The 21,850-nt window shown below is 58.0% G+C and carries 13 protein-coding genes; 10 read left to right on the top strand and 3 right to left on the bottom strand.

Translation table 11 applies throughout. From position 1 onward, the window contains the following. Positions 1-2 precede the first annotated feature (2 nt). The 4 genes from ABLU86_RS19245 to ABLU86_RS19230 all read left to right on the top strand — a co-directional run bounded on the left by ABLU86_RS19245 (position 3) and on the right by ABLU86_RS19230 (position 8,979). Positions 3-791: an ABC transporter ATP-binding protein gene (locus ABLU86_RS19245; protein WP_045361322.1), complete on the top strand. Its 789-nt coding sequence runs from the start codon at positions 3-5 to the stop codon at positions 789-791. Positions 792-797: 6 nt separating this feature from the next. Then, a complete protein-coding gene (nirB, locus tag ABLU86_RS19240; protein WP_163374434.1) occupies positions 798-4,865 on the top strand; it encodes a nitrite reductase large subunit NirB in 4,068 nt (1,355 codons plus the stop codon). Further along, positions 4,865-7,471 (top strand): nitrate reductase, encoded by a 2,607-nt coding sequence (locus tag ABLU86_RS19235; protein WP_058675558.1) that lies wholly within the window; start codon positions 4,865-4,867, stop codon positions 7,469-7,471. The genes nirB and ABLU86_RS19235 overlap by 1 nt, the downstream gene beginning before the upstream one ends. 131 nt (positions 7,472-7,602) lie before the next feature. Continuing rightward, on the top strand, positions 7,603-8,979 hold the full coding sequence (locus ABLU86_RS19230; protein WP_015367091.1) for a YchO/YchP family invasin: 1,377 nt from the start codon (positions 7,603-7,605) through the stop codon (positions 8,977-8,979). Here the strand turns inward: ABLU86_RS19230 and narL are convergent. Continuing rightward, complete coding sequence (gene narL / locus ABLU86_RS19225) at positions 8,976-9,626, bottom strand: two-component system response regulator NarL (protein WP_015705094.1); 651 nt, start codon at positions 9,624-9,626, stop codon at positions 8,976-8,978. The genes ABLU86_RS19230 and narL overlap by 4 nt on opposite strands. Positions 9,627-9,636: 10 nt before the next feature. Further along, the gene (narX, locus tag ABLU86_RS19220) at positions 9,637-11,415 is read right to left on the bottom strand and encodes a nitrate/nitrite two-component system sensor histidine kinase NarX (RefSeq protein ID WP_015367089.1); all 1,779 of its coding nucleotides are present in this window, start codon (positions 11,413-11,415) and stop codon (positions 9,637-9,639) included. A gap of 311 nt (positions 11,416-11,726) precedes the next feature. On the opposite strand from narX, the gene ABLU86_RS19215 reads away from it, so the two are divergent. The 5 genes from ABLU86_RS19215 to narI all read left to right on the top strand — a co-directional run bounded on the left by ABLU86_RS19215 (position 11,727) and on the right by narI (position 20,161). Next, entirely contained in the window at positions 11,727-13,115 is a 1,389-nt protein-coding gene (locus tag ABLU86_RS19215; protein ID WP_015705095.1) for a NarK family nitrate/nitrite MFS transporter, read from the top strand. Positions 13,116-13,501: 386 nt separating this feature from the next. Continuing rightward, positions 13,502-17,245: a nitrate reductase subunit alpha gene (locus ABLU86_RS19210; RefSeq protein WP_042892270.1), complete on the top strand. Its 3,744-nt coding sequence runs from the start codon at positions 13,502-13,504 to the stop codon at positions 17,243-17,245. Then, entirely contained in the window at positions 17,242-18,777 is a 1,536-nt protein-coding gene (narH, locus tag ABLU86_RS19205) for a nitrate reductase subunit beta (protein WP_015705097.1), read from the top strand. Before ABLU86_RS19210 ends, narH begins: the two co-directional genes overlap by 4 nt. Continuing rightward, positions 18,774-19,484, top strand: a complete 711-nt coding sequence (gene narJ, locus ABLU86_RS19200) for a nitrate reductase molybdenum cofactor assembly chaperone (RefSeq protein WP_020079116.1) — start codon at positions 18,774-18,776, stop codon at positions 19,482-19,484. The genes narH and narJ overlap by 4 nt, the downstream gene beginning before the upstream one ends. Further along, on the top strand, positions 19,484-20,161 hold the full coding sequence (gene narI, locus ABLU86_RS19195; RefSeq protein WP_015367083.1) for a respiratory nitrate reductase subunit gamma: 678 nt from the start codon (positions 19,484-19,486) through the stop codon (positions 20,159-20,161). Before narJ ends, narI begins: the two co-directional genes overlap by 1 nt. Here narI and ABLU86_RS19190 read toward each other — a convergent pair. Beyond that, positions 20,158-21,054: a DMT family transporter gene (locus ABLU86_RS19190; protein WP_020079115.1), complete on the bottom strand. Its 897-nt coding sequence runs from the start codon at positions 21,052-21,054 to the stop codon at positions 20,158-20,160. The two genes, narI and ABLU86_RS19190, sit on opposite strands and share 4 nt — an antisense overlap. A gap of 107 nt (positions 21,055-21,161) precedes the next feature. Here ABLU86_RS19190 and ABLU86_RS19185 point away from each other — a divergent pair, with 107 nt between their 5' ends. Beyond that, entirely contained in the window at positions 21,162-21,605 is a 444-nt protein-coding gene (locus ABLU86_RS19185; RefSeq protein WP_042892273.1) for an Lrp/AsnC family transcriptional regulator, read from the top strand. Positions 21,606-21,850 lie beyond the last annotated feature (245 nt).

Here is a 21,850-nt window from a genome sequence, read left to right as displayed (position 1 = left end):
CTATGAAACCATTAATTCAGGTACAGGCCGTCAGTCAATGCTTTAACACCGCCAGCGGCGAGTTCCTGGCGCTGCAAAACGTCTCTTTTGATATTCACGAAGGGGAAACCATCAGTCTGATTGGCCACTCCGGATGCGGCAAATCCACGCTGTTGAATCTGATCGCCGGGATTACCCAGCCCACTGAGGGCGGGCTGCTATGCGATAACCGTGAAATTTCCGGCCCGGGACCGGAGCGGGCGGTGGTGTTCCAGAACCATTCGCTGCTGCCATGGCTGAGCTGTTTTGACAACGTGGCGCTGGCGGTGGATCAGGTGTTTCGCCGTACCATGAGCAAGGCAGAGCGCCGGGAGTGGATCGAACACAATTTACAGCGAGTACAGATGGGGCACGCGCTGCACAAACGGCCGGGGGAGATCTCCGGCGGTATGAAACAGCGGGTTGGCATCGCGCGCGCGCTGGCGATGAAGCCAAAAGTGTTACTGCTTGATGAGCCTTTTGGCGCGCTGGACGCGCTCACCCGAGCCCATCTGCAGGACGCGGTAATGCACATCCAGCAGGAACTGAACACCACCATTGTCGTGATCACCCACGACGTCGATGAAGCGGTGCTGCTTTCCGACCGGGTGTTAATGATGACCAATGGACCGGCCGCGACGATCGGCGAGATCCTTGACGTTAATCTGCCGCGTCCGCGTAACCGGGTCCAGCTGGCGGAAGATAACCACTACCACCACCTGCGTCAGCAGATCCTCCATTTCCTCTACGAAAAGCAGCCGAAAGCGGCCTAAGGCGGAATGATGCGGCGACTGGTAATTATCGGCAACGGTATGGCGGCAACCCGGCTGGCAGAGAAGCTGGCGGCGCGCGCGCAGGGGCGTTTCATCATCACGCTTATCGGCGATGAACCGCAGCCGGCCTACAACCGCATTCAGCTCTCGCCGGTACTCGGCGGGGAAAAAACGGCGGCGCAAATCCAACTGCTGCCGACGGAGTGGTACGCACAGCATGGTGTCCGCGTGCGGCTTGGCGAGGCGGTCAGCGAAGTGGATGTCGCGGGGCGGAGGCTGCGCGTCGGCGGCGACTGGCTGGAATGGGATGAACTGGTGTTCGCCACCGGGTCGCAGCCGTTTATCCCGTCGCTGCCGGGTATTGAGCGCCCGCAGGTATTCGCCTTTCGCACCCTGGCGGATGTTAAAGACATCCTGGCAATCCCCGGCCCGGCGGTGGTAATCGGCGGTGGCGTATTGGGCGTGGAGGTCGCGGCGGCGCTGCGCCGTCACGGTGGGGAAGTGACGCTACTCCATCGCGGTAGCGGTTTGATGGAGCCGCTTACCGATGCTTTTGCCGCGGAACAGTTAAAACAACAGCTTGAGGCACGCGGCATCCGCTGCGAGCTGGAGAGCCGAATTGCCGCTATTGACGAGCAGCATGTGCGGCTGGAGGACGGGCGCGCTTTTGCCGCCAGCCGGGTGGTGTTGGCCACCGGAGTGCGGCCGGATATCCGTCTGGCGGCGCGCAGCGGCGTAGCCTGCCAGCGGGGGATTATCGTCGACCGCCGGATGGCGACCTCGCTGCCGGGGATCAGCGCTATCGGCGAGTGTTGTGAGATTGACGGCCAAACCTGGGGGCTGGTGGCTCCCTGCTTGCGCCAGGCCGATGTGTTAGTTGAACGCCTGTGCGGGGCTCCCGGCGAAGAATTCAGCTGGCAGGACGGCGGCACCCGGCTGAAGGTCACCGGTATCGAGTTTTTTAGCGCCGGCGAACAGCGGGCCGGCGAGCAGGACCAGATCTACAGCAGTTGGGACCCCATCGATCGCCACTACCGTCGCCTGCTGATCCGCGATGGCCGGTTGCACGGCGTGCTGCTGCTGGGCGACTGCCAGCAGGCGGCGCCGCTTACCGCGCTGCTCGGCAGCGATAGGTCCCCTTCAGCGGAGTGGCTTTTTGACCCTTCTATAACGCAGCCGCGGGCTGCAGGAAAAATGACGATGACTAAACCTGTATTAGTGCTGGTCGGACACGGCATGGTCGGCCACCATTTTCTTGAGCAATGCGTGAGCCGGAACCTGCACCAGCAGTACCGTATCGTGGTTTTTGGCGAAGAGCGCTATGCCGCCTATGACCGGGTTCATCTCTCGGAATATTTCGCCGGGCGCAGCGCAGAGTCGCTATCGCTGGTAGAGGGAAACTTTTTTAGCCAGTACGGCATTGAGCTGCGGCTAGGAGAGACGATCGCGGAAATCGATCGTCCGGCGCGAATCGTGCGCGATGCCCACGGCCATGAAACCCATTGGGATAAGCTGGTGCTGGCGACCGGCTCCTATCCCTTCGTGCCGCCAATCCCCGGTAACGATGAAGAAGGCTGCTTCGTCTATCGTACGCTTGACGATCTTGACCGCATTGCCGCCCGCGCCGCCACTGCGCAGAGCGGGGTGGTCATTGGAGGCGGGCTGTTGGGGCTGGAAGCCGCCAACGCGTTAAAACAGTTGGGGCTTAAGACCCATGTGGTGGAGTTCGCCGCCAACCTGATGGCGGTGCAGCTGGATAACGGCGGCGCGGCGATGCTGCGGGAGAAAATTCTCGATCTTGAGGTTGGCGTGCACACCAGCAAAGCGACGACGGCGATAGTGCGCACCGCCGACGGGCTGCAGCTTAACTTCGCCGATGGCGGCACGCTGCAGACCGATATGGTGGTCTTTTCCGCCGGGATCCGCCCGCAGGATGCGCTGGCGCGCGGCGCAGGCCTGGCAATCGGCGAACGCGGCGGTATCGGTATCGATGACCACTGCCGGACCTCGGACGCAGATATATTGGCGATTGGCGAATGCGCGCTGTGGGACAACAAAATTTATGGCCTGGTGGCGCCGGGCTACCACATGGCGCGCACCGCGGCGGCGCAGTTGGCCGGCGAAACCGCCCGCTTTAGCGGTGCCGATATGAGCACCAAACTCAAACTGCTCGGCGTGGATGTAGCGTCGTTTGGCGATGCTCACGGACGTACAGCTGGTTGCCAGAGCTATCAATGGACCGATGGTCCGCGGCAGATCTACAAAAAGATCGTTGTCAGCGCTGATGGCAAAACGCTGCTGGGCGGCGTATTGGTGGGCGATGCCGGTGACTACGCGACGCTGTTGCAGATGATGCTGAACGGCATGGCGCTACCGTCTCGTCCGGAAAGTCTGATCCTCCCTGCCATGGATGGGGCCACGACGAAAGCGCTGGGCGTGGCGGCACTGCCGGATAGCGCGCAGATTTGCTCTTGCCATAACGTCAGTAAGGGGGACATTTGTCAGGCGGTCAGCGCCGGAGCGGGTGATATGGCGGCAATCAAAAGCTGCACTAAAGCGGCGACCGGCTGCGGCGGCTGCAGCGCGCTGGTCAAACAGGTGATGGAGCACCAGCTTGCCGGGCAGGGCGTCGAGGTTAAAAAAGATATCTGCGAGCATTTTCCGTGGTCGCGGCAGGAGATCTATCATCTGGTACGAGTCAACCACATCCATACCTTCGATCAGCTCATTAGCCGTTACGGGCAGGGCCACGGCTGTGAAGTGTGTAAACCGCTGGTGGCGTCGGTACTGGCCTCCTGCTGGAATGAGTATCTGCTGAAACCGGCGCATCTGCCGCTGCAGGACACCAACGATCGCTACTTCGCCAATATTCAGAAAGACGGTACTTACTCGGTGGTGCCGCGGATGGCCGCAGGCGAAGTGACACCGGACGGGCTTATCGCTATCGGCCAGATCGCCAAACGTTACCAGCTGTACAGTAAAGTGACCGGAGGACAGCGTATCGACCTGTTTGGCGCGCGGCTGGAGCAACTGCCGGACATCTGGCGCGAGCTGGCGGCGGCGGGATTTGAAACCGGACACGCCTACGGCAAATCATTACGCACGGTAAAATCCTGCGTCGGCTCGACCTGGTGCCGCTATGGGGTTCAGGATTCAACGGGGCTGGCGGTAAGGCTTGAACATCGTTACAAGGGGCTGCGCGCGCCGCATAAAATCAAAATGGCGGTCTCGGGCTGTACCCGCGAATGTGCCGAAGCGCAAGGTAAAGACATTGGGGTTATTGCGACTGAAAAGGGCTGGAATCTTTACGTCTGCGGCAACGGCGGGATGAAACCGCGCCATGCGGACCTCTTTGCGAGTGACCTTGATGACGCCAGCCTAATCCGTACCGTCGATCGGTTGTTGATGTTTTATATTCGCACCGCCGACCGCCTGCAGCGCACCAGTAGCTGGATGGATAACCTTGAAGGCGGCGTGGCGTATCTACGCGAGGTGATCTTGCACGATAGTCTCGGTATCGGCGATGAGCTGGAGCAGGAGATGGCGCGGGTGGTGGATAGCTACCAGTGCGAATGGCAGACCACCCTGAACGATCCACAGCGGCTGGCGCTATTCCGTTCCTACGTTAACAGCGATGAGGCCGATGAGGCGGTGCAGCGGCAAATCCTACGCGGTCAGCCTCAGCTGGTGGCGCCGCAAGGGCTTGGGCAACCGGCCCTGCCGTCGCGGCCGTGGCAGGCGATCTGCGATCTGGACGCGATCCCGCCGCAGGCGGGGATCGGCGCGCGCCTCGGCGAGCGGCAGATTGCGCTGTTCCGCTTCGGCGAGCAAGTTTATGCGCTGGATAACCAGGAACCCGGCAGCGAGGCCAACGTGTTATCGCGCGGCATTTTAGGCGACGCGGGCGGCGAGCCGATCGTTATTTCGCCGCTGTATAAACAGCGGATTCGCTTGCGAGATGGTCGCTTGTACGACAGCGGCGAGCCGTCGGTGCGCGCGTGGCCGGTGAAGATCGAACAGGGCAAAGTGTGGGTCGGCAACCAGGCATTGCTGCTGCGCGCGGAGGCGAGCTGATGAGTGAAACCCGAACCACCTGTCCATACTGCGGCGTCGGCTGCGGAGTTATCGCCCGCGTTGAACCCAGTGGAACCGTCACGGTTCGCGGCGATGAAAACCATCCCGCTAACTTTGGCCGCTTGTGCGTAAAAGGGGCAGCGCTTGGGGAAACGACCTCGCTTAGCGGGCGGTTATTACACCCTGAAGTCGATGGCCGGGCGGTCGGCTGGCCGCAGGCGCTGGCGGAGGCGGGTTCACGTCTGCGCGACATTATTGAGCGCTACGGTCCGCAGGCGGTGGCGTTTTACGCTTCCGGTCAGCTGTTAACTGAGGATTATTACGCCGCCAACAAGTTGATGAAGGGCTTTATCGGCGCCGCCAATATCGATACGAATTCGCGGTTATGTATGTCATCGGCGGTCACCGGCTATAAGCGGGCGCTCGGCGCGGACGTCGTGCCGTGCAGCTATGAAGATGTCGAGCAGAGCGATCTGGTGGTGCTGGTGGGCTCCAACGCCGCCTGGGCGCATCCGGTTCTCTATCAGCGGTTGGCGCAGGCGAAACGCGATAATCCGCGGTTGCGGATCGTGGTGGTGGATCCGCGACGCACCGCGACCTGCGATATTGCCGACGATCATCTGGCGTTGGCGCCCGGTAGCGATGGCGGGCTATTTGTCGGCCTGCTAAATGCCATTGCCGCCAGCGGTGGAATGGCGGCGGGTTTTCGCGACCAGCGGCAGGCGCTGACCATCGCCGCGCAGTGGAGCGTGGAAAAAGCGGCCGCTTTCTGCGGCCTGGCGCCGGAGCAAGTGGCTCGCTTTTATCGTGATTTTATCGCTGCGCCTCGCGCCATCACGCTGTACACCATGGGAATTAATCAGTCCGCCAGCGGCAGCGATAAGTGCAACGCGATTATCAATGTCCATCTTGCCAGCGGGAAGTTTGCCCGCCGCGGCTGCGGGCCGTTTTCGCTGACCGGTCAACCCAACGCCATGGGCGGGCGTGAAGTGGGCGGACTGGCGACGATGCTGGCAGCGCATATGAATTTTGAGCCGCAGGACCTGCAGCGATTAGCGCGCTTTTGGGGCAGCGAGCGACTGGCGCAGACGCCGGGACTAACCGCCGTCGAACTCTTCGCCGCGATTGGACGCGGCGAGGTCAAAGCGGTGTGGATTATGGGGACCAATCCGGTGGTCTCACTGCCCGATAGCCACGCGGTGAGTCAGGCGCTGTCCAGGTGTCCCCTGGTGATGGTCTCCGATGTCGCCGCCAATACTGATACGGGGCGCTTTGCCCATATCCGCTTTCCGGCGCTGGCATGGGGCGAAAAAAATGGTACCGTGACCAACTCGGAGCGGCGAATTTCGCGTCAGCGGGCTTTTTTGCCGCCGCCGGGGGAGGCGAAAGCCGACTGGTGGATCATTTCCCGTCTCGCCGCCGAATTAGGTTATGCCCGAGCTTTTTCATGGCAACATCCGCATGAGGTATTTTGTGAACACGCGGCGCTCTCAGGGTTTGAAAATGATGGTCAGCGGGCGTTTGATATTGGCGGGCTGGCGGACCTCAGCCGAGAGGCGTGGGATGCCCTGGCGCCGGTGCGCTGGCCGGTGAGCCGCAGCGCCGCGCCCTGGCGGTTAACGGAGGGCTGGCACGGCGACGGCAGGTTGCGGATGGTGCCGGTGTCGCCGCAGCCGACCCGGGCGCAGACCGAGGCATTTTATCCATTAATCCTCAATAGCGGACGTATTCGCGATCAGTGGCATACCATGACCCGCACCGGCGAAATACCGCGGTTGATGCAGCACATTGCCGAACCGGTCGTCGAGGTGGCGCCTGCCGATGCGCGTCGCTTTCAATTACGTGAGGGAGAACTGGCTCGCGTCTGGTCGCGCCACGGCGTGATGATTGCGAAGGTGATAGTCAGCGAAGGGCAGCGCGCCGGTTCGCTCTTTGTGCCGATGCATTGGAATAATCAGTTTGCCCGTCAGGGACGGGTCAATAATTTACTGGCGGCGGTCACCGATCCGCATTCCGGGCAGCCGGAGAGCAAGCAGTCGGCGGTGGCGATAGCGCCGTGGCGGCCGGCGTGGCAAGGGGAGCTATTATCTCGCGAGCCCTTACCGTTGCCATCCTCGCTGCACTGGCGGCGACGGGCGGCGGTAGGGCTTAGCCATTTGTCGCTGGCCGCGGATACCGGCCCGCAAAGCTGGCTGACCGAGTGGTGTCGCAAGCAGGGATGGCAGTTGCAAATTGCCGAGGGCGGCGGGCTGTGGAACCTACTGGCCTGGCACGACGGGCAATTGATGCTCGGCTGCTGGAGCGATATTAAGCCGCCGCAAATCGATGCTGAATGGCTGTATACGGCGTTTCGGACGCCGCCGCAGACCGCCGGGCTACGCCATGCGTTGCTCAGCGGCCGTAAGGGCGGCGACAGCGCGCCGCGTGGGCAGACTATCTGTAGTTGCTTTAGTATCGGCGAGCGGCAGATCGGCGAGGCTATTGCCGGCGGCTGCGTCAGCGTAGAGGCGCTTGGCGCGAAGCTCAAGTGTGGCACCAACTGTGGTTCCTGTATTCCGGAACTCAAAGCGCTGCTGGCGGCAAATCAAACCCGAACGCCGGTTTGATGATCGGGGACAGCAAACATCAACCGGTTTCAGTTTATTCCTGGAATGGCCCACAGGGCTGCGGGGAAGGGCAAAAAACGATAAACTAACGTGATGTTGTTATTCCCCGTGAGCTTACGTTAATCCGTTTGATGCCTTTGCCGTACCGCTTAACCCCATCACTGACGCTTCTCCTGCTGCTGACAGGCGCTCCCGCCTGGGCGCTGATTGCTAACGATAGCAGTATGCCGCCGCAAACGACGCTGCCCGATTTAGGCATAGCGCCGCAGGTCGACGACGATGCCAAACATTTCGCCGAGATGGCCAAGAAATTCGGCGAAGCCAGCATGAGCGATAACGGACTCACCACCGGCGAGCAGGCGCGGATGTTCGCCATCAGCAAAATCGGCAATGAGTTCAGCCATCAACTGGAAAACTGGCTGTCGCCGTGGGGTAATGCCAATATCGACCTGTTGGTGGATAAAGAGGGTAACTTCACCGGCAGCAAGGGTAGCTGGTTTGTGCCGCTGCAGGACAATGAGCGTTACCTCACCTGGAATCAATATTCGGTTACCCGGCGCGAGAACGATCTGGTTGGCAATGTTGGGCTGGGCCAGCGCTGGCGTGTCGGTAGCTGGCTGCTGGGTTATAACTCGTTTTACGACAAAGTGCTCAGCGAGAGCCTGGCGCGCGGCAGCATCGGCGCGGAAGCCTGGGGCGAGTATTTGCGCTTATCGGCCAACTATTACCACCCACTTGGCGACTGGCAGTTGCGGGAAAATCAGACCCAGGAGCAGCGGATGGCCGTCGGCTATGACGTGACTGCCCAGGCGCGATTGCCGTTTTATCAGCACATCAATACCAGCGTTAGCGTCGAACAGTACTTTGGCGATAGCGTCGATCTGTTTCATTCCGGTACCGGATACCACAATCCAGTGGCGGTTTCGGTGGGACTGAATTACACCCCGGTACCGTTGGTGACGGTCACCGCTAAGCACAAACAGGGTGAAAATGGCGTCAGCCAGAATAATGTCGGCCTGAAGCTGAATTATCGTTTTGGGGTTCCGCTGAAACAGCAACTGGCGGCGGATGAAGTGGCTATCAGCAACTCGCTACGCGGCAGCCGCTACGATAGCCCGGAACGCGATAATCTGCCGGTAGTGGAGTATCGACAGCGTAAGAATCTGACGGTCTATCTGGCGACGCCGCCGTGGGATCTGCACTCCGGCGAAACGGTACAGCTGAAGTTGCAAATTAATAGCCTGCACGGCATTAAATCGCTGCATTGGCAGGGGGACACTCAGGCGCTAAGCCTGACGCCGCCGGTTAATGCCAACAGTGCGGATGGCTGGAGCATCATTATGCCGGTGTGGAACAGCGAGCCGGGCGCGGTGAATCGCTGGCGTCTGTCGGTGGTGGTTGAAGATAAATCGGGTCAGCGCGTCTCTTCCAATGAGATCGCACTGGCGCTGACCGAGCCGCTGGTGACGTTTACGGCTCCCGACGTTTCCTGGACGGAATCGCCTTAGAAGATCCGTTCCTGGTGAACCCAGACGGCGGCTTCAACCCGTGATTTCAGCTTCATTTTCTTCAGCATGTGTTTCACATGCACTTTAACGGTGCTTTCGGTGATATCCAGGCGGCGGGCAATCATTTTGTTCGGCAGGCCCTGGGCAATCAGCTTCAGAATATCACGCTCGCGCGGGGTCAACTGGCTGATGTCGCGGTCGGACGTGGCGCGATTAGCGCGCAGGCTGGCGGCCAGTACTGGGGTTAACGCTTCGCTTAATACCATTTCGCCTGCAGCGGCCTGCTGCAGCGCTTTCAGCAGATCTTCTGGTTCCATATCTTTCAGCAGGTAGCCGTCGGCGCCACGTTTCAGGGCGGTCACTACGTCCTCTTCATGATTGGAGACGCTGAATACCACCACGCGGCCGGAGAGCGATTTTTCCCGCAGCTTGTCGAGCGTTTCGAGGCCGTTCATCCCTGGCATATTAAGGTCCAGTAGAATCAGGTCCGGATCCAGCGATTCCGCCAGTTCGATACCTTGTTCGCCATTACTGGCTTCGCCGATAACCTGAATGTCCGGCGCCATGCTAACCAGTTGCTTTACGCCAGTGCGCAGCATGGGATGATCATCAATGAGAAGGATGGTTGCCCGTTCCTGTTGACTCATAGGGGTCTCCTTATTGGATTGAAAACGATTTTTCCGGGATAAATGTCACCACGACTTCGGTACCGCCGGTCTCCCGGCGGCGCACCTGACAGTCGCCGCGCAAGCTTTGCGCGCGATCCCGCATAATAATTAAACCGTAATGGTTACTTCGCTCCGCGTTTTCCGGTACGCCGCGGCCGTTATCGGCAACGACTAAACGTACCTGATTATCGCGTTGTGACACGGTCACGATGACTTCTGTCGCGTTAGCATGCTTCAACGCATTGCTTAACGCCTCGCGGGCGATCTGCAGCAGGTGAATCGCCTGATGCGACGGGACAAAACGCGGCGGCAACTGATAATCCAGTTGTACCGTGAAACCAAAGTGCGCGCTGTACTCCTGACAGCTGGCCTCCAGCGCCGGGCGCAGACCCGCCTCGGTAAGCTGCAGGCGGAAGGTGGTTAACAGCTCCCTTAGCTGCGCCCATGAGGTATTGAGTTCGTTGCGGATCTGCCCCAACAGCAGCCGGCTTTCATCCGGCAGGCTATCGCCCTGCATCTGCAGACAGCTCACCTGCATCTTCATGCACGAAAGCGACTGGGCGATAGAGTCGTGAAGCTCACGGGCGATGGTGGCGCGTTCTTCCATCACGATGAGCTGCTGCTGTTTTTCCTGATGGCGATCCAGCGCCAGGGTGCTGGTCAACTGCTCCACCAGCGTATCCACCAGTTGCTGTTGGTCGTGGCTCAGGTGGCGGCCAACCGGCAGCGTGGCCAGCAGGATGCCATACTGGTTATGCGCGTCTGATAGTCGCCATTTCAGCGTTGTGCCGCCATCCGGCAGCGGGGGAAGATCGCGCGGACATAGATAGCAGCCTTTATCATCGCATTCGATATCGGAGTGGCAGGCAAACTCCTGATGATTGTCTTCATCCTCGAGGTCATACACCCGCACTTCAATATCTCGTAACAGCGTCAGCCCCTGCAGACCGTTCAGCACCGGTGAGATGCGCTCGCACAGCGGGGCGCTGGAGTGTAACCGACGGTTGGCCTGCCATAAAAAGGCCAGGATCTCGTTTTTCTGCTCGAGGCCGGCGGTCTTTTCCTGTACCCGCCGTTCAAGCACGGCGTAGCTTTCCGCCAGCTCTTCCGACATGTTATTCAACGCCATGCCGAGGGTCGCCATTTCGTTGCGACCGCTGATGTGCGCGCGCTGGGTAAAATCGCGCTGGCTGACCGCCCGCGCCATACCCAGTAACTGTTTCCATGGCCGCAGCAGGCGGGCGCGCAGCCAGATAATGGTAAAGATCAGCAGCAGCGCCATGCCGATGGCGAGGATGCGGTGGATCCAGACCACGCGCTCGATACGCTGTTCGGTGGTGTGGTCGAAAGCGGTAACCAACTGGTCAATACGGTCGACAAAGTCGGCGACATCCTGTGCCACGTCGCTTTGCCTGACGGCCTGTTTCATGCCCGGTCCCAGCGACAACTGCCAATATTGCTGCAGCGCTTTCAGCTGTACTTCCTGGCCGTCACGACGCGCGGAGTATTGCAACTCCGGGCTGAAAACGGTAGCGGTCATATCGTTAAACAGCTTTTGATCGTTGGCCGTCAGCGGAATAGCCGCCAGCAGGCGGTAGCTCTGCATACGCAACGAGCCTGCCTTGTTAATGGCGTGGGCGCTGCCCTGCACTCCATGCACCAGGCGGGCGGATATCGCCATACCGGCTACGCCAATAATGGTGGCGAGCAGTACGATTAACGCCAGCTGATTAACCAATGTGAGCGGCGTAAACAAACGTTTTAACATGGAATGGGTGGCTCCTGATGGGTCATCTCTCCGGGAGTGGCGCTTATTCTCGACTATCCCCTGGAGTATACCCATACCCCTAAGGGATTACCCCTTAATTGTCGGTGGTAGGTGCCGTGGTGGGAGGGATAACCACGAACCCAGCAGTCGCGTGAAAAACCACACTTTTTTTCTCATAATTATCTACTCATTTCGGAGCATGATTTATTTTTGTACAAAATGGCTCGCGCTTTTCCTTTGATTTATATCAACTTACAGCCTTGAGCAACCCCTAAGGTAGCATCAGGAAATATGAATAATCAGAGGTATCTATGAGTCAATCTTCAATCCCGGAGAAGGCTAGCAGCTCAGTCATCACCGACTGGCGTCCTGAAGATCCTGAGTTTTGGCAACAGCGCGGCCACCGTGTGGCGAGCCGCAATTTATGGATCTCCGTTCCCTGTCTTTTACTGGCTTTCTGCGTCTGGATGTTGTTTAGCGCCGTCGCGGTAAACCTCAATAAAGTGGGTTTTCAGTTCACTACCGATCAGCTGTTTATGTTGACCGCATTGCCAGCGCTTTCCGGCGCGCTGCTGCGCGTACCTTATGCCTTTATGGTCCCGCTGTTCGGCGGCCGCCGCTGGACGGCGTTCAGTACCGGTATCATGATTATTCCGTGCGTTTGGCTGGGCTTTGCGGTACAGGATACTTCCACGCCGTTTAGCGTGTTCGTGATTATCTCTCTGCTGTGCGGCTTTGCCGGCGCTAACTTTGCTTCCAGTATGGCGAACATCAGCTTCTTCTTCCCGAAAGAAAAGCAGGGCGGCGCGCTGGGGGTTAACGGCGGCCTTGGTAACATGGGCGTCAGCGTGATGCAGCTGGTTGCGCCGCTGGTAGTCTCGATTTCTATTTTTGCCGTTTTTGGCGGTAGCGGTAGCGAGCAGCCGGATGGCTCAATGCTGTATCTGGAAAACGCCGCGTGGATCTGGGTGCCATTCCTGATCATCTTTACCCTGGCCGCGTGGTTCTTTATGAACGATCTGTCGGCCTCAAAAGCATCGCTGAGCGAACAGTTGCCGGTACTTAAACGCCTGCATCTGTGGATTATGGCGCTGCTGTATCTGGCGACCTTTGGTTCCTTTATCGGTTTCTCCGCCGGGTTTGCGATGCTGTCAAAAACCCAGTTCCCGGACGTGCAGATCCTGCACTATGCCTTCTTCGGTCCGTTTATTGGCGCGCTGGCGCGTTCGATGGGCGGGGCGATTTCCGACCGTCTCGGCGGGACCCGCGTGACGCTGGTGAACTTCGTGGTGATGGCTATTTTCTGCGCGTTACTGTTCCTGACCCTGCCAACCAATGGTCAGGGCGGCAACTTCATCGCCTTCTTCGCGGTATTTATGGTGCTGTTCCTGACCGCCGGGCTGGGCAGCGCCTCTACCTTCCAGATGATTTCCGTGATCTTCCGTAAGCTTACGATGGACCGCGTGAAAGCGCAGGGCGGCAGCGAAGCGCAGGCGATGCGTGAAGCGGCGACGGATACCGCCGCGGCGTTGGGCTTTATTTCGGCGATTGGCGCGATCGGTGGTTTCTTTATTCCGAAAGCGTTTGGTATTTCGCTGGATCTGACCGGCTCGCCGGCCGGGGCAATGAAAGTCTTCCTCGTTTTCTATATTGCCTGCGTAGTAATCACCTGGGCGGTATACGGCCGTAAACAGAAATAAGTCTTTTCTTAATGTGAAGTGACAGGGCGCGCCACAGGGTGCGCCCTTTTTATTATTTGTTGTTAGTTACAACATACTTTTACTTGTGCAAAGTTGTTGAATTCAGGGAAATAACTATCGGTACGTCATCTACCACTTAATACCTAAGCGTGGCATAAAACCCGGTTAACATTCTGTCATATTTAAAATAATCCTTATAAAACAATTGGATATTTAATAAATATCATTACTACTTTGGTGGTATCTGCGGGTTGGGTGCGGATTTATAAGCTATTTCGCATTGATCGCCATCAATTCTCCTCTTCCGGCATGGCGCTATTTTCGCTGCAAATCCAGCAATGTCGATTTATCAGAGAGCCGTCAGGCTCCATATCAGGAGAAACCCGATGAGTAAATTTCTGGACCGGTTTCGCTACTTCAAACAGAAGGGTGAAACCTTTGCCGATGGGCACGGCCAGCTTCTTAAAACCAACCGGGATTGGGAGGATGGATACCGCCAGCGTTGGCAGCATGACAAAATCGTGCGTTCCACTCACGGTGTGAACTGCACCGGCTCATGCAGCTGGAAAATTTATGTCAAAAATGGCCTGGTCACCTGGGAAACCCAGCAAACTGATTACCCGCGTACCCGCCCCGATCTGCCGAACCATGAACCACGCGGCTGCCCGCGCGGCGCCAGCTACTCCTGGTATCTGTACAGTGCTAACCGCCTGAAATATCCGCTGATGCGTAAGCGTCTGATGAAGATGTGGCGTGAAGCGAAAGTTCAGCATAGCGATCCGGTTGAGGCATGGGCTTCAATTATTGAAGATGCCGATAAAGCGAAAAGCTTTAAACAGGCCCGCGGTCGCGGCGGTTTTGTTCGTTCTTCATGGAAAGAAGTGAACGAACTGATTGCCGCTTCAAACGTCTATACCGTCAAAACTTACGGTCCAGACCGCGTGGCAGGCTTTTCGCCGATCCCGGCGATGTCGATGGTTTCCTATGCGTCCGGCGCCCGTTACCTGTCGCTGATTGGCGGTACCTGTCTGAGCTTCTACGACTGGTACTGCGACCTGCCGCCAGCCTCGCCGATGACCTGGGGCGAACAGACCGATGTGCCGGAATCTGCCGACTGGTATAACTCCAGCTACATCATCGCCTGGGGCTCCAACGTCCCGCAGACCCGTACCCCGGACGCGCACTTCTTTACCGAAGTTCGCTACAAAGGGACCAAAACCGTGGCAATTACTCCGGACTATGCCGAAATCGCCAAGCTCTGCGATCTGTGGCTGGCGCCGAAGCAGGGTACCGATGCCGCGATGGCGCTGGCGATGGGCCACGTCATGCTGCGTGAGTTCCACCTCGATAAACCGAGCCAGTACTTCACCGATTACGTACGTCGCTACACCGACATGCCGATGCTGGTCATGCTCGAAGAGCGCGACGGCTACTATGCCGCTGGCCGTATGCTGCGCGCTGCCGACCTGGTTGACTCCCTGGGCCAGGAGCAGAATTCGGAATGGAAAACCGTCGCCTTTGACGAGAAGGGCGAAATGACCGTACCTAACGGTTCTCTGGGTTTCCGCTGGGGCGACAAAGGCAAGTGGAACCTCGAACAGCGCGATGGTAAAACCGGCGAAGAAATTGAGCTGCGCCTTAGCCTGCTTGGCAGCCATGATGATATCGCCAACGTCGGTTTCCCATACTTTGGCGGCGAAGGTTCCGAGCATTTCAACAAAGTCGACCTCGAAAACATTCTGCTGCACAAACTGCCGGTAAAACGCCTGCAGATGGCCGATGGTTCCACCGCGCTGGTGACTACCGTTTACGACCTGACCATGGCGAACTACGGCCTGGAACGCGGTCTGAACGATGAAAACTGCGCGACCAGCTACGATGACGTCAAGGCGTACACTCCAGCCTGGGCAGAAAAAATCACCGGCGTATCCCGCGCGCACATCATCCGTACCGCGCGCGAATTTGCCGATAACGCCGATAAGACCCATGGCCGCTCGATGATTATCGTCGGTGCGGGCCTGAACCACTGGTTCCATCTGGACATGAACTACCGCGGGCTGATCAACATGCTGATCTTCTGCGGCTGCGTTGGCCAGAGCGGCGGCGGTTGGGCGCACTACGTTGGTCAGGAAAAACTGCGTCCGCAGACCGGCTGGCAGCCGCTGGCGTTCGGCCTTGACTGGCAGCGTCCGGCACGCCACATGAACAGTACATCGTACTTCTATAACCACTCCAGCCAGTGGCGCTATGAAACCGTCACCGCGCAGGAACTGCTGTCGCCGATGGCGGATAAATCCCGCTACAGCGGACATCTGATCGACTTCAACGTGCGCGCTGAGCGTATGGGCTGGCTGCCGTCGGCGCCGCAGCTGGGCGTGAACCCGCTGCGTATTGCTGACGAAGCGAAGAAAGCCGGCATGACGCCGGTCGATTACACCGTGAAATCGCTGAAAGAGGGTTCTATCCGCTTTGCGGCCGAGCAGCCGGAAAACGGTAAAAACCATCCGCGTAACCTGTTTATCTGGCGTTCCAACCTGCTGGGCTCCTCCGGTAAAGGCCATGAATACATGCTCAAGTACCTGCTGGGTACCGAGAACGGTATTCAGGGCAAAGACCTTGGCAAGCAGGGCGGCGTGAAGCCGGAAGAAGTCGAATGGCGGGATAACGGTCTTGACGGCAAACTGGATCTGGTCGTCACGCTCGACTTCCGTCTGTCGAGCACCTGTCTGTACTCCGACATCGTACTGCCGACCGCAACCTGGTACGAAAAAGACGATATGAATACCTCGGATATGCATCCGTTTATTCACCCGCTGTCTGCCGCCGTTGACCCGGCCTGGGAATCCAAAAGCGACTGGGACATCTATAAAGGTATCGCTAAGAAATTCTCTGAAGTCTGCGTAGGCCACCTCGGCAAAGAAACCGACGTCGTGACGCTGCCGATTCAGCACGATTCCGCCGCGGAAATGGCGCAGCCGTTTGACGTTAAAGACTGGAAAAAAGGCGAATGTGACCTGATCCCAGGTAAAACCGCGCCGCATATTATTCCGGTCGAGCGTGATTATCCGGCGACCTACGAGCGTTTCACTTCTATCGGCCCGCTGCTGGAAACCATCGGCAACGGCGGTAAAGGTATCGCCTGGAATACCCAGAGCGAGATGGACCTGCTGCGTAAGCTCAACTACACCAAGGCGGAAGGCCCGGCGAAAGGCCAGCCGAAGCTGGAGACCGCTATTGACGCCGCTGAGATGATCCTCACCCTGGCGCCGGAAACTAACGGTCAGGTAGCCGTGAAGGCGTGGAAAGCGCTGAGCGAATTTACCGGCCGCGACCATGCGCATCTGGCGCTGAACAAAGAAGACGAGAAGATCCGCTTCCGCGATATTCAGGCGCAGCCGCGTAAGATCATCTCCAGCCCGACCTGGTCTGGCCTGGAAGACGAACATGTCTCCTATAACGCTGGCTACACCAACGTCCACGAGCTGATACCGTGGCGTACGCTGTCCGGCCGTCAGTCGCTGTATCAGGATCACCAGTGGATGCGCGACTTTGGCGAAAGCCTGCTGGTCTATCGTCCGCCGATTGACACCCGTTCGGTGAAAGCGGTGATGGGCGAGAAGTCCAACGGCAATAAGGAGAAGGCGCTGAACTTCCTGACGCCGCACCAGAAGTGGGGGATTCACTCTACTTATAGCGATAACCTGCTGATGCTGACTCTGTCGCGCGGCGGGCCGATCGTCTGGATGAGCGAAGCGGATGCGAAAGATCTGGGTATCGAGGATAACGACTGGATCGAAGTCTTCAACGCCAACGGCGCCCTGACGGCGCGTGCGGTAGTGAGCCAGCGCGTACCGGCAGGAATGACCATGATGTACCACGCGCAGGAACGTATCGTTAACCTGCCGGGTTCTGAAGTTACCGGTCAGCGCGGGGGGATCCACAACTCGGTTACCCGTATTACGCCAAAACCGACCCATATGATCGGCGGCTACGGCCACCTGGCGTACGGCTTTAACTACTATGGCACCGTCGGTTCCAACCGCGATGAGTTTGTTGTGGTACGTAAGATGAAGAATATTAACTGGTTAGACGGCGAAGGTAATGACCAGGTACAGGAGAGCGTAAAATGAAAATTCGTTCACAAGTCGGCATGGTGCTGAATCTCGATAAATGCATCGGCTGTCACACCTGCTCCGTAACCTGCAAAAACGTCTGGACCAGTCGTGAAGGGATGGAGTACGCCTGGTTTAACAACGTAGAAAGTAAGCCGGGCGTCGGTTTCCCGAACGACTGGGAAAACCAGGAAAAATGGAAAGGCGGCTGGATCCGTAAAATCAACGGTAAACTGCAGCCGCGCATGGGCAACCGCGCGATGCTGCTGGGTAAAATCTTCGCCAACCCGCATCTGCCGGGAATCGATGATTACTACGAGCCGTTTGATTTTGACTACCAGAATCTGCATAACGCGCCGGAAAGCAAACATCAGCCGATCGCTCGTCCGCGTTCGCTGATTACCGGCCAGCGGATGGACAAAATTACCAGCGGCCCGAACTGGGAAGAGATCCTCGGCGGCGAGTTTGAAAAACGCGCCAAAGACCAGAACTTCGAAAACATGCAGAAGGCGATGTACGGCCAGTTCGAAAACACCTTCATGATGTATCTGCCGCGCTTATGCGAGCACTGCCTGAACCCGGCGTGCGTCGCGACCTGCCCGAGCGGTGCCATCTATAAGCGTGAAGAAGACGGTATTGTCCTGATCGACCAGGATAAGTGCCGCGGCTGGCGTATGTGCATCACCGGCTGCCCGTACAAGAAGATCTATTTCAACTGGAAGAGCGGGAAATCCGAGAAATGCATCTTCTGCTACCCGCGTATTGAATCCGGGATGCCGACGGTGTGTTCCGAAACCTGTGTGGGACGTATTCGCTATCTCGGTGTCCTGCTCTACGACGCGGACGCGATTGAAAACGCAGCCAGCACCGAGAATGAGAAAGATCTGTATCAGCGTCAACTGGACGTCTTCCTCGATCCTAACGATCCAAAAGTGATTGAACAGGCGTTAAAAGATGGCGTACCGCAGGGCGTAATTGAAGCCGCGCAGCAGTCGCCGGTTTACAAAATGGCGATGGACTGGAAGCTGGCGCTGCCGCTGCACCCGGAATATCGCACCTTGCCAATGGTCTGGTACGTGCCGCCGCTGTCGCCGATTCAGTCCGCGGCCGATGCGGGCGAACTGGGTAGCAACGGGATCCTGCCGGATGTAGAAAGCCTGCGTATTCCAGTCCAGTATCTGGCGAACCTGCTGACCGCGGGCGATACCCAGCCGGTACTGCTGGCGCTGAAACGTATGCTGGCGATGCGCCACTTCAAACGTGCGGAAACCGTCGACGGCATCGTCGATACCCGCGCGCTGGAAGAGGTCGGGCTGAGCGAAGCGCAGGCGCAGGAGATGTACCGTTATCTGGCTATCGCCAACTACGAAGATCGTTTCGTGGTGCCGAGCAGCCATCGCGAACAGGCTCGCGATGCCTTCCCGGAGAAGAGCGGTTGCGGCTTTACCTTCGGCGATGGTTGCCACGGCTCTGACAGCGAATTCAACCTGTTTAACAGCCGTCGCATTGACGCTATTGACGTTACCAGCAAAACGGAGCCGCACGCATGATTGAACTCGTGATTGTGTCGCGTCTGCTCGAATACCCTGACGCTGCCTTATGGCAGCATCAGCAGGAGATGTTCGAGGCTCTCGCGTCATCGGAAAAACTCGCCAAAGAAGATGCCCAGGCGCTGGGCGTTTTCCTGCGCGATTTAGTGGCTCAGGATCCGCTGGACGCCCAATCGGCGTATATCGAGCTGTTTGACCGCGGCCGCGCCACCTCGCTGCTGCTGTTTGAACATGTTCACGGCGAGTCCCGCGATCGCGGGCAGGCGATGGTCGACCTGATGGCGCAGTACGAGCGCCACGGTTTGCTGCTGGATAGCCATGAGCTGCCGGATCACCTGCCGCTGTACCTTGAGTATCTGGCGCAGTTGCCGGAAGAGGAAGCGCTTGGCGGCCTGCGGGACGTTGCGCCAATCCTTGGCCTGCTCAGCGCGCGTCTGCAACAGCGCGAGAGCCGCTATGCGGTGTTGTTCGAGCTGCTGTTGAAGCTTGCCAATATTCAGGTCGATAGCCAGAAAGTGGCGGAGAAGATTGCCGACGAGGCCCGCGACGATACACCGCAGGCGCTGGATGCCGTCTGGGAAGAAGAGCAGGTCAAATTCTTTGCCGACCAGGGCTGCGGCGAGTCGGAAATCTCCGCTCACCAGCGCCGTTTTGCCGGAGCCGTGGCCCCGCAATATTTGAATATCTCTAACGGAGGACAGCACTAATGCACTTCCTGAATATGTTCTTCTTTGACATCTATCCGTACATTGCGGGTTCAGTGTTCCTTATTGGCAGCTGGCTGCGCTACGACTACGGCCAGTACACCTGGCGCGCCGCCTCCAGTCAGATGCTGGATCGTAAAGGGATGAACCTGGCGTCAAACCTGTTCCATATCGGGATCCTGGGTATTTTTGCCGGTCACTTCCTCGGCATGCTGACCCCGCACTGGATGTATGAGTCCTTCCTGCCGATCGACGTGAAGCAGAAAATGGCGATGTTTGCCGGCGGCGCGTGCGGCGTGATGACGTTGGTCGGCGGTTTACTGCTGCTCAAGCGCCGTCTGCTGAGCCCGCGCGTTCGTGCTACCACCACCACAGCGGATATCCTGATCCTCTCGTTGCTGATGGTGCAATGCGCGCTGGGTCTGCTGACCATTCCATTCTCCGCCCAGCATATGGACGGTAGCGAAATGATGAAACTGGTCGGCTGGGCGCAGTCGGTGGTCACCTTCCACGGCGGAGCTTCGCAGCATCTCGATGGCGTAGCTTTTGTCTTCCGTGTTCACCTGGTGCTGGGGATGACGCTGTTCCTGCTGTTCCCGTTCTCGCGCCTGGTTCACATCTGGAGCGCGCCGGTCGAGTACCTGACGCGCAAATACCAGATTGTGCGCGCGCGTCGCTAGTTCATTCTCGACGGCTGACTTACCCCGCCATGGCGGGGTTTTTTTTCGCCCCAGCCAAGGTTGTTGCCCGCCGCAGCAAACAGAATCAGCACCCCTCCAGCCAACTGCAGCGGCGTGAGCGCATGATGGAAAACCAGATAGTCAACCACGATAGCCACCAGTGGATAGATAAACGAGAGCGAACCAGTGACCGGCGTCGGCAGCTTTTGAATCGCACTATATAAAAGTTGATACATAATCCCGGTATGGACGATGCCGAGGATCAGCAAATAGCGCCAGGGAAAATGGCCGTTAAACTCGGGGGCATGAACCAGCGGCAAAAGCATTACCGTACCGACGATAACCTGAATAAAAGCGATATGCTGCGCCGGTAGCGGCTGCAGCTTGCGGGCGATAATGGCGGTCAGGGCATAAAAAAACGCCGCGCATAACGCCAGTGCAATGCCAGTAACGAGATTGTCGCCGTGGGCGGGAGTTAGTTCGCTCGATAGCAGAATCACTACGCCGCCGAAGGCCAGCAGTAACCATCCCCATTTTACCGCGCTTACCTTTTCACCTAGTATCATGCTCAGTAATACCAGCATAAAGGGCTGGGTGTTGTAGACCACGGTGGCCATCCCGATAGAAACGCGTGAGTAGGCGGCAAACAGCAGCAGCCAGTTGATCACCAGCGCGACGCCGCCAAGGACTGCCAGCGCCAGAGTGAGGCGCGTCAGGCGGCTGAAGGGTTGCCGGCTTAACAAAATAAACAGCAATAATGTGACCGCGCCGATAAGACAGCGCCAGAACACCACATCAATTACCGGCAAACCAGAGAGCAGCACGAATGCGCCAATCGAGCCGGAAATGATCATCGCCAGGCTCATCTGCCAGACACCACGAGAAAGCTGCATATTTCACCTCCAGAAGTTTTCCATTATTGTCGTGAAAAGCCTGACAGCTTGATATATCCGAAATAAGGTAAAAACAGATGAATGCCTTTATTAATTAGGTGAAATAAATGGAATACATAATTGATGAAATAGACCGGGCGATTCTGACCTGCCTGACACAAGATGCCAGAGTTTCGCTCAAGGTATTGAGCGCGCAGGTGGGATTGACCTCGCCGAGTACCGCCGAGCGGGTAAAACGCCTTGAGGAAAAAGGGGTAATTGAGGGTTATGGCGCGCGGGTGAATCTGGCGGCGCTGGGATATAGTCTGCAGGCATTAGTACGAGTGAGACCGCTACCGGGATTGCTGCAAAAAGTGGATAAATATATCCAGGCTATGCCGGAGTGTATCGAAAGTGACAAAGTCACCGGAGAGGATTGTTTTGTTATGCGTCTTGTGGTCCGTGATATTACGCAGCTGGATACGATACTGGATGGTCTCGCAGAGTATGCGCAGTGCAATACATCGGTAGTGAAGAGTTCACCGGTAAAAAGACGATTGCCCCCGCTGTGAGTTTTCCCGGAGGCGGTGCTGCGCACCTGTCCGGGCTACCAAACGGCACCACCTGTAGCCTCGCTAAGCGAAGCGCGAGCGAGGAGATAGCAGTGCAAGTGGCTGAGAGAGTGCGAGAGTGTGTAGCCTCGCTAAGCGAAGCGCGAGCGAGGAGATAGCAGTGCAGGTGGCTGAAGAGAATGCAACAGTAGTGGGGGAAGGATTACTCGGCGCTAAAGCGCCTCGCCCTTCGGGCCGTTGCCTGC

Source organism: Klebsiella sp. JN_Kp121, assembly GCF_040062145.1.
In the GTDB taxonomy this organism is placed as follows: domain Bacteria; phylum Pseudomonadota; class Gammaproteobacteria; order Enterobacterales; family Enterobacteriaceae; genus Klebsiella; species Klebsiella aerogenes.
The sequence above is the reverse complement of the archived record's forward strand: the minus strand, read 5'-3'. Positions and strand labels throughout refer to the sequence as shown.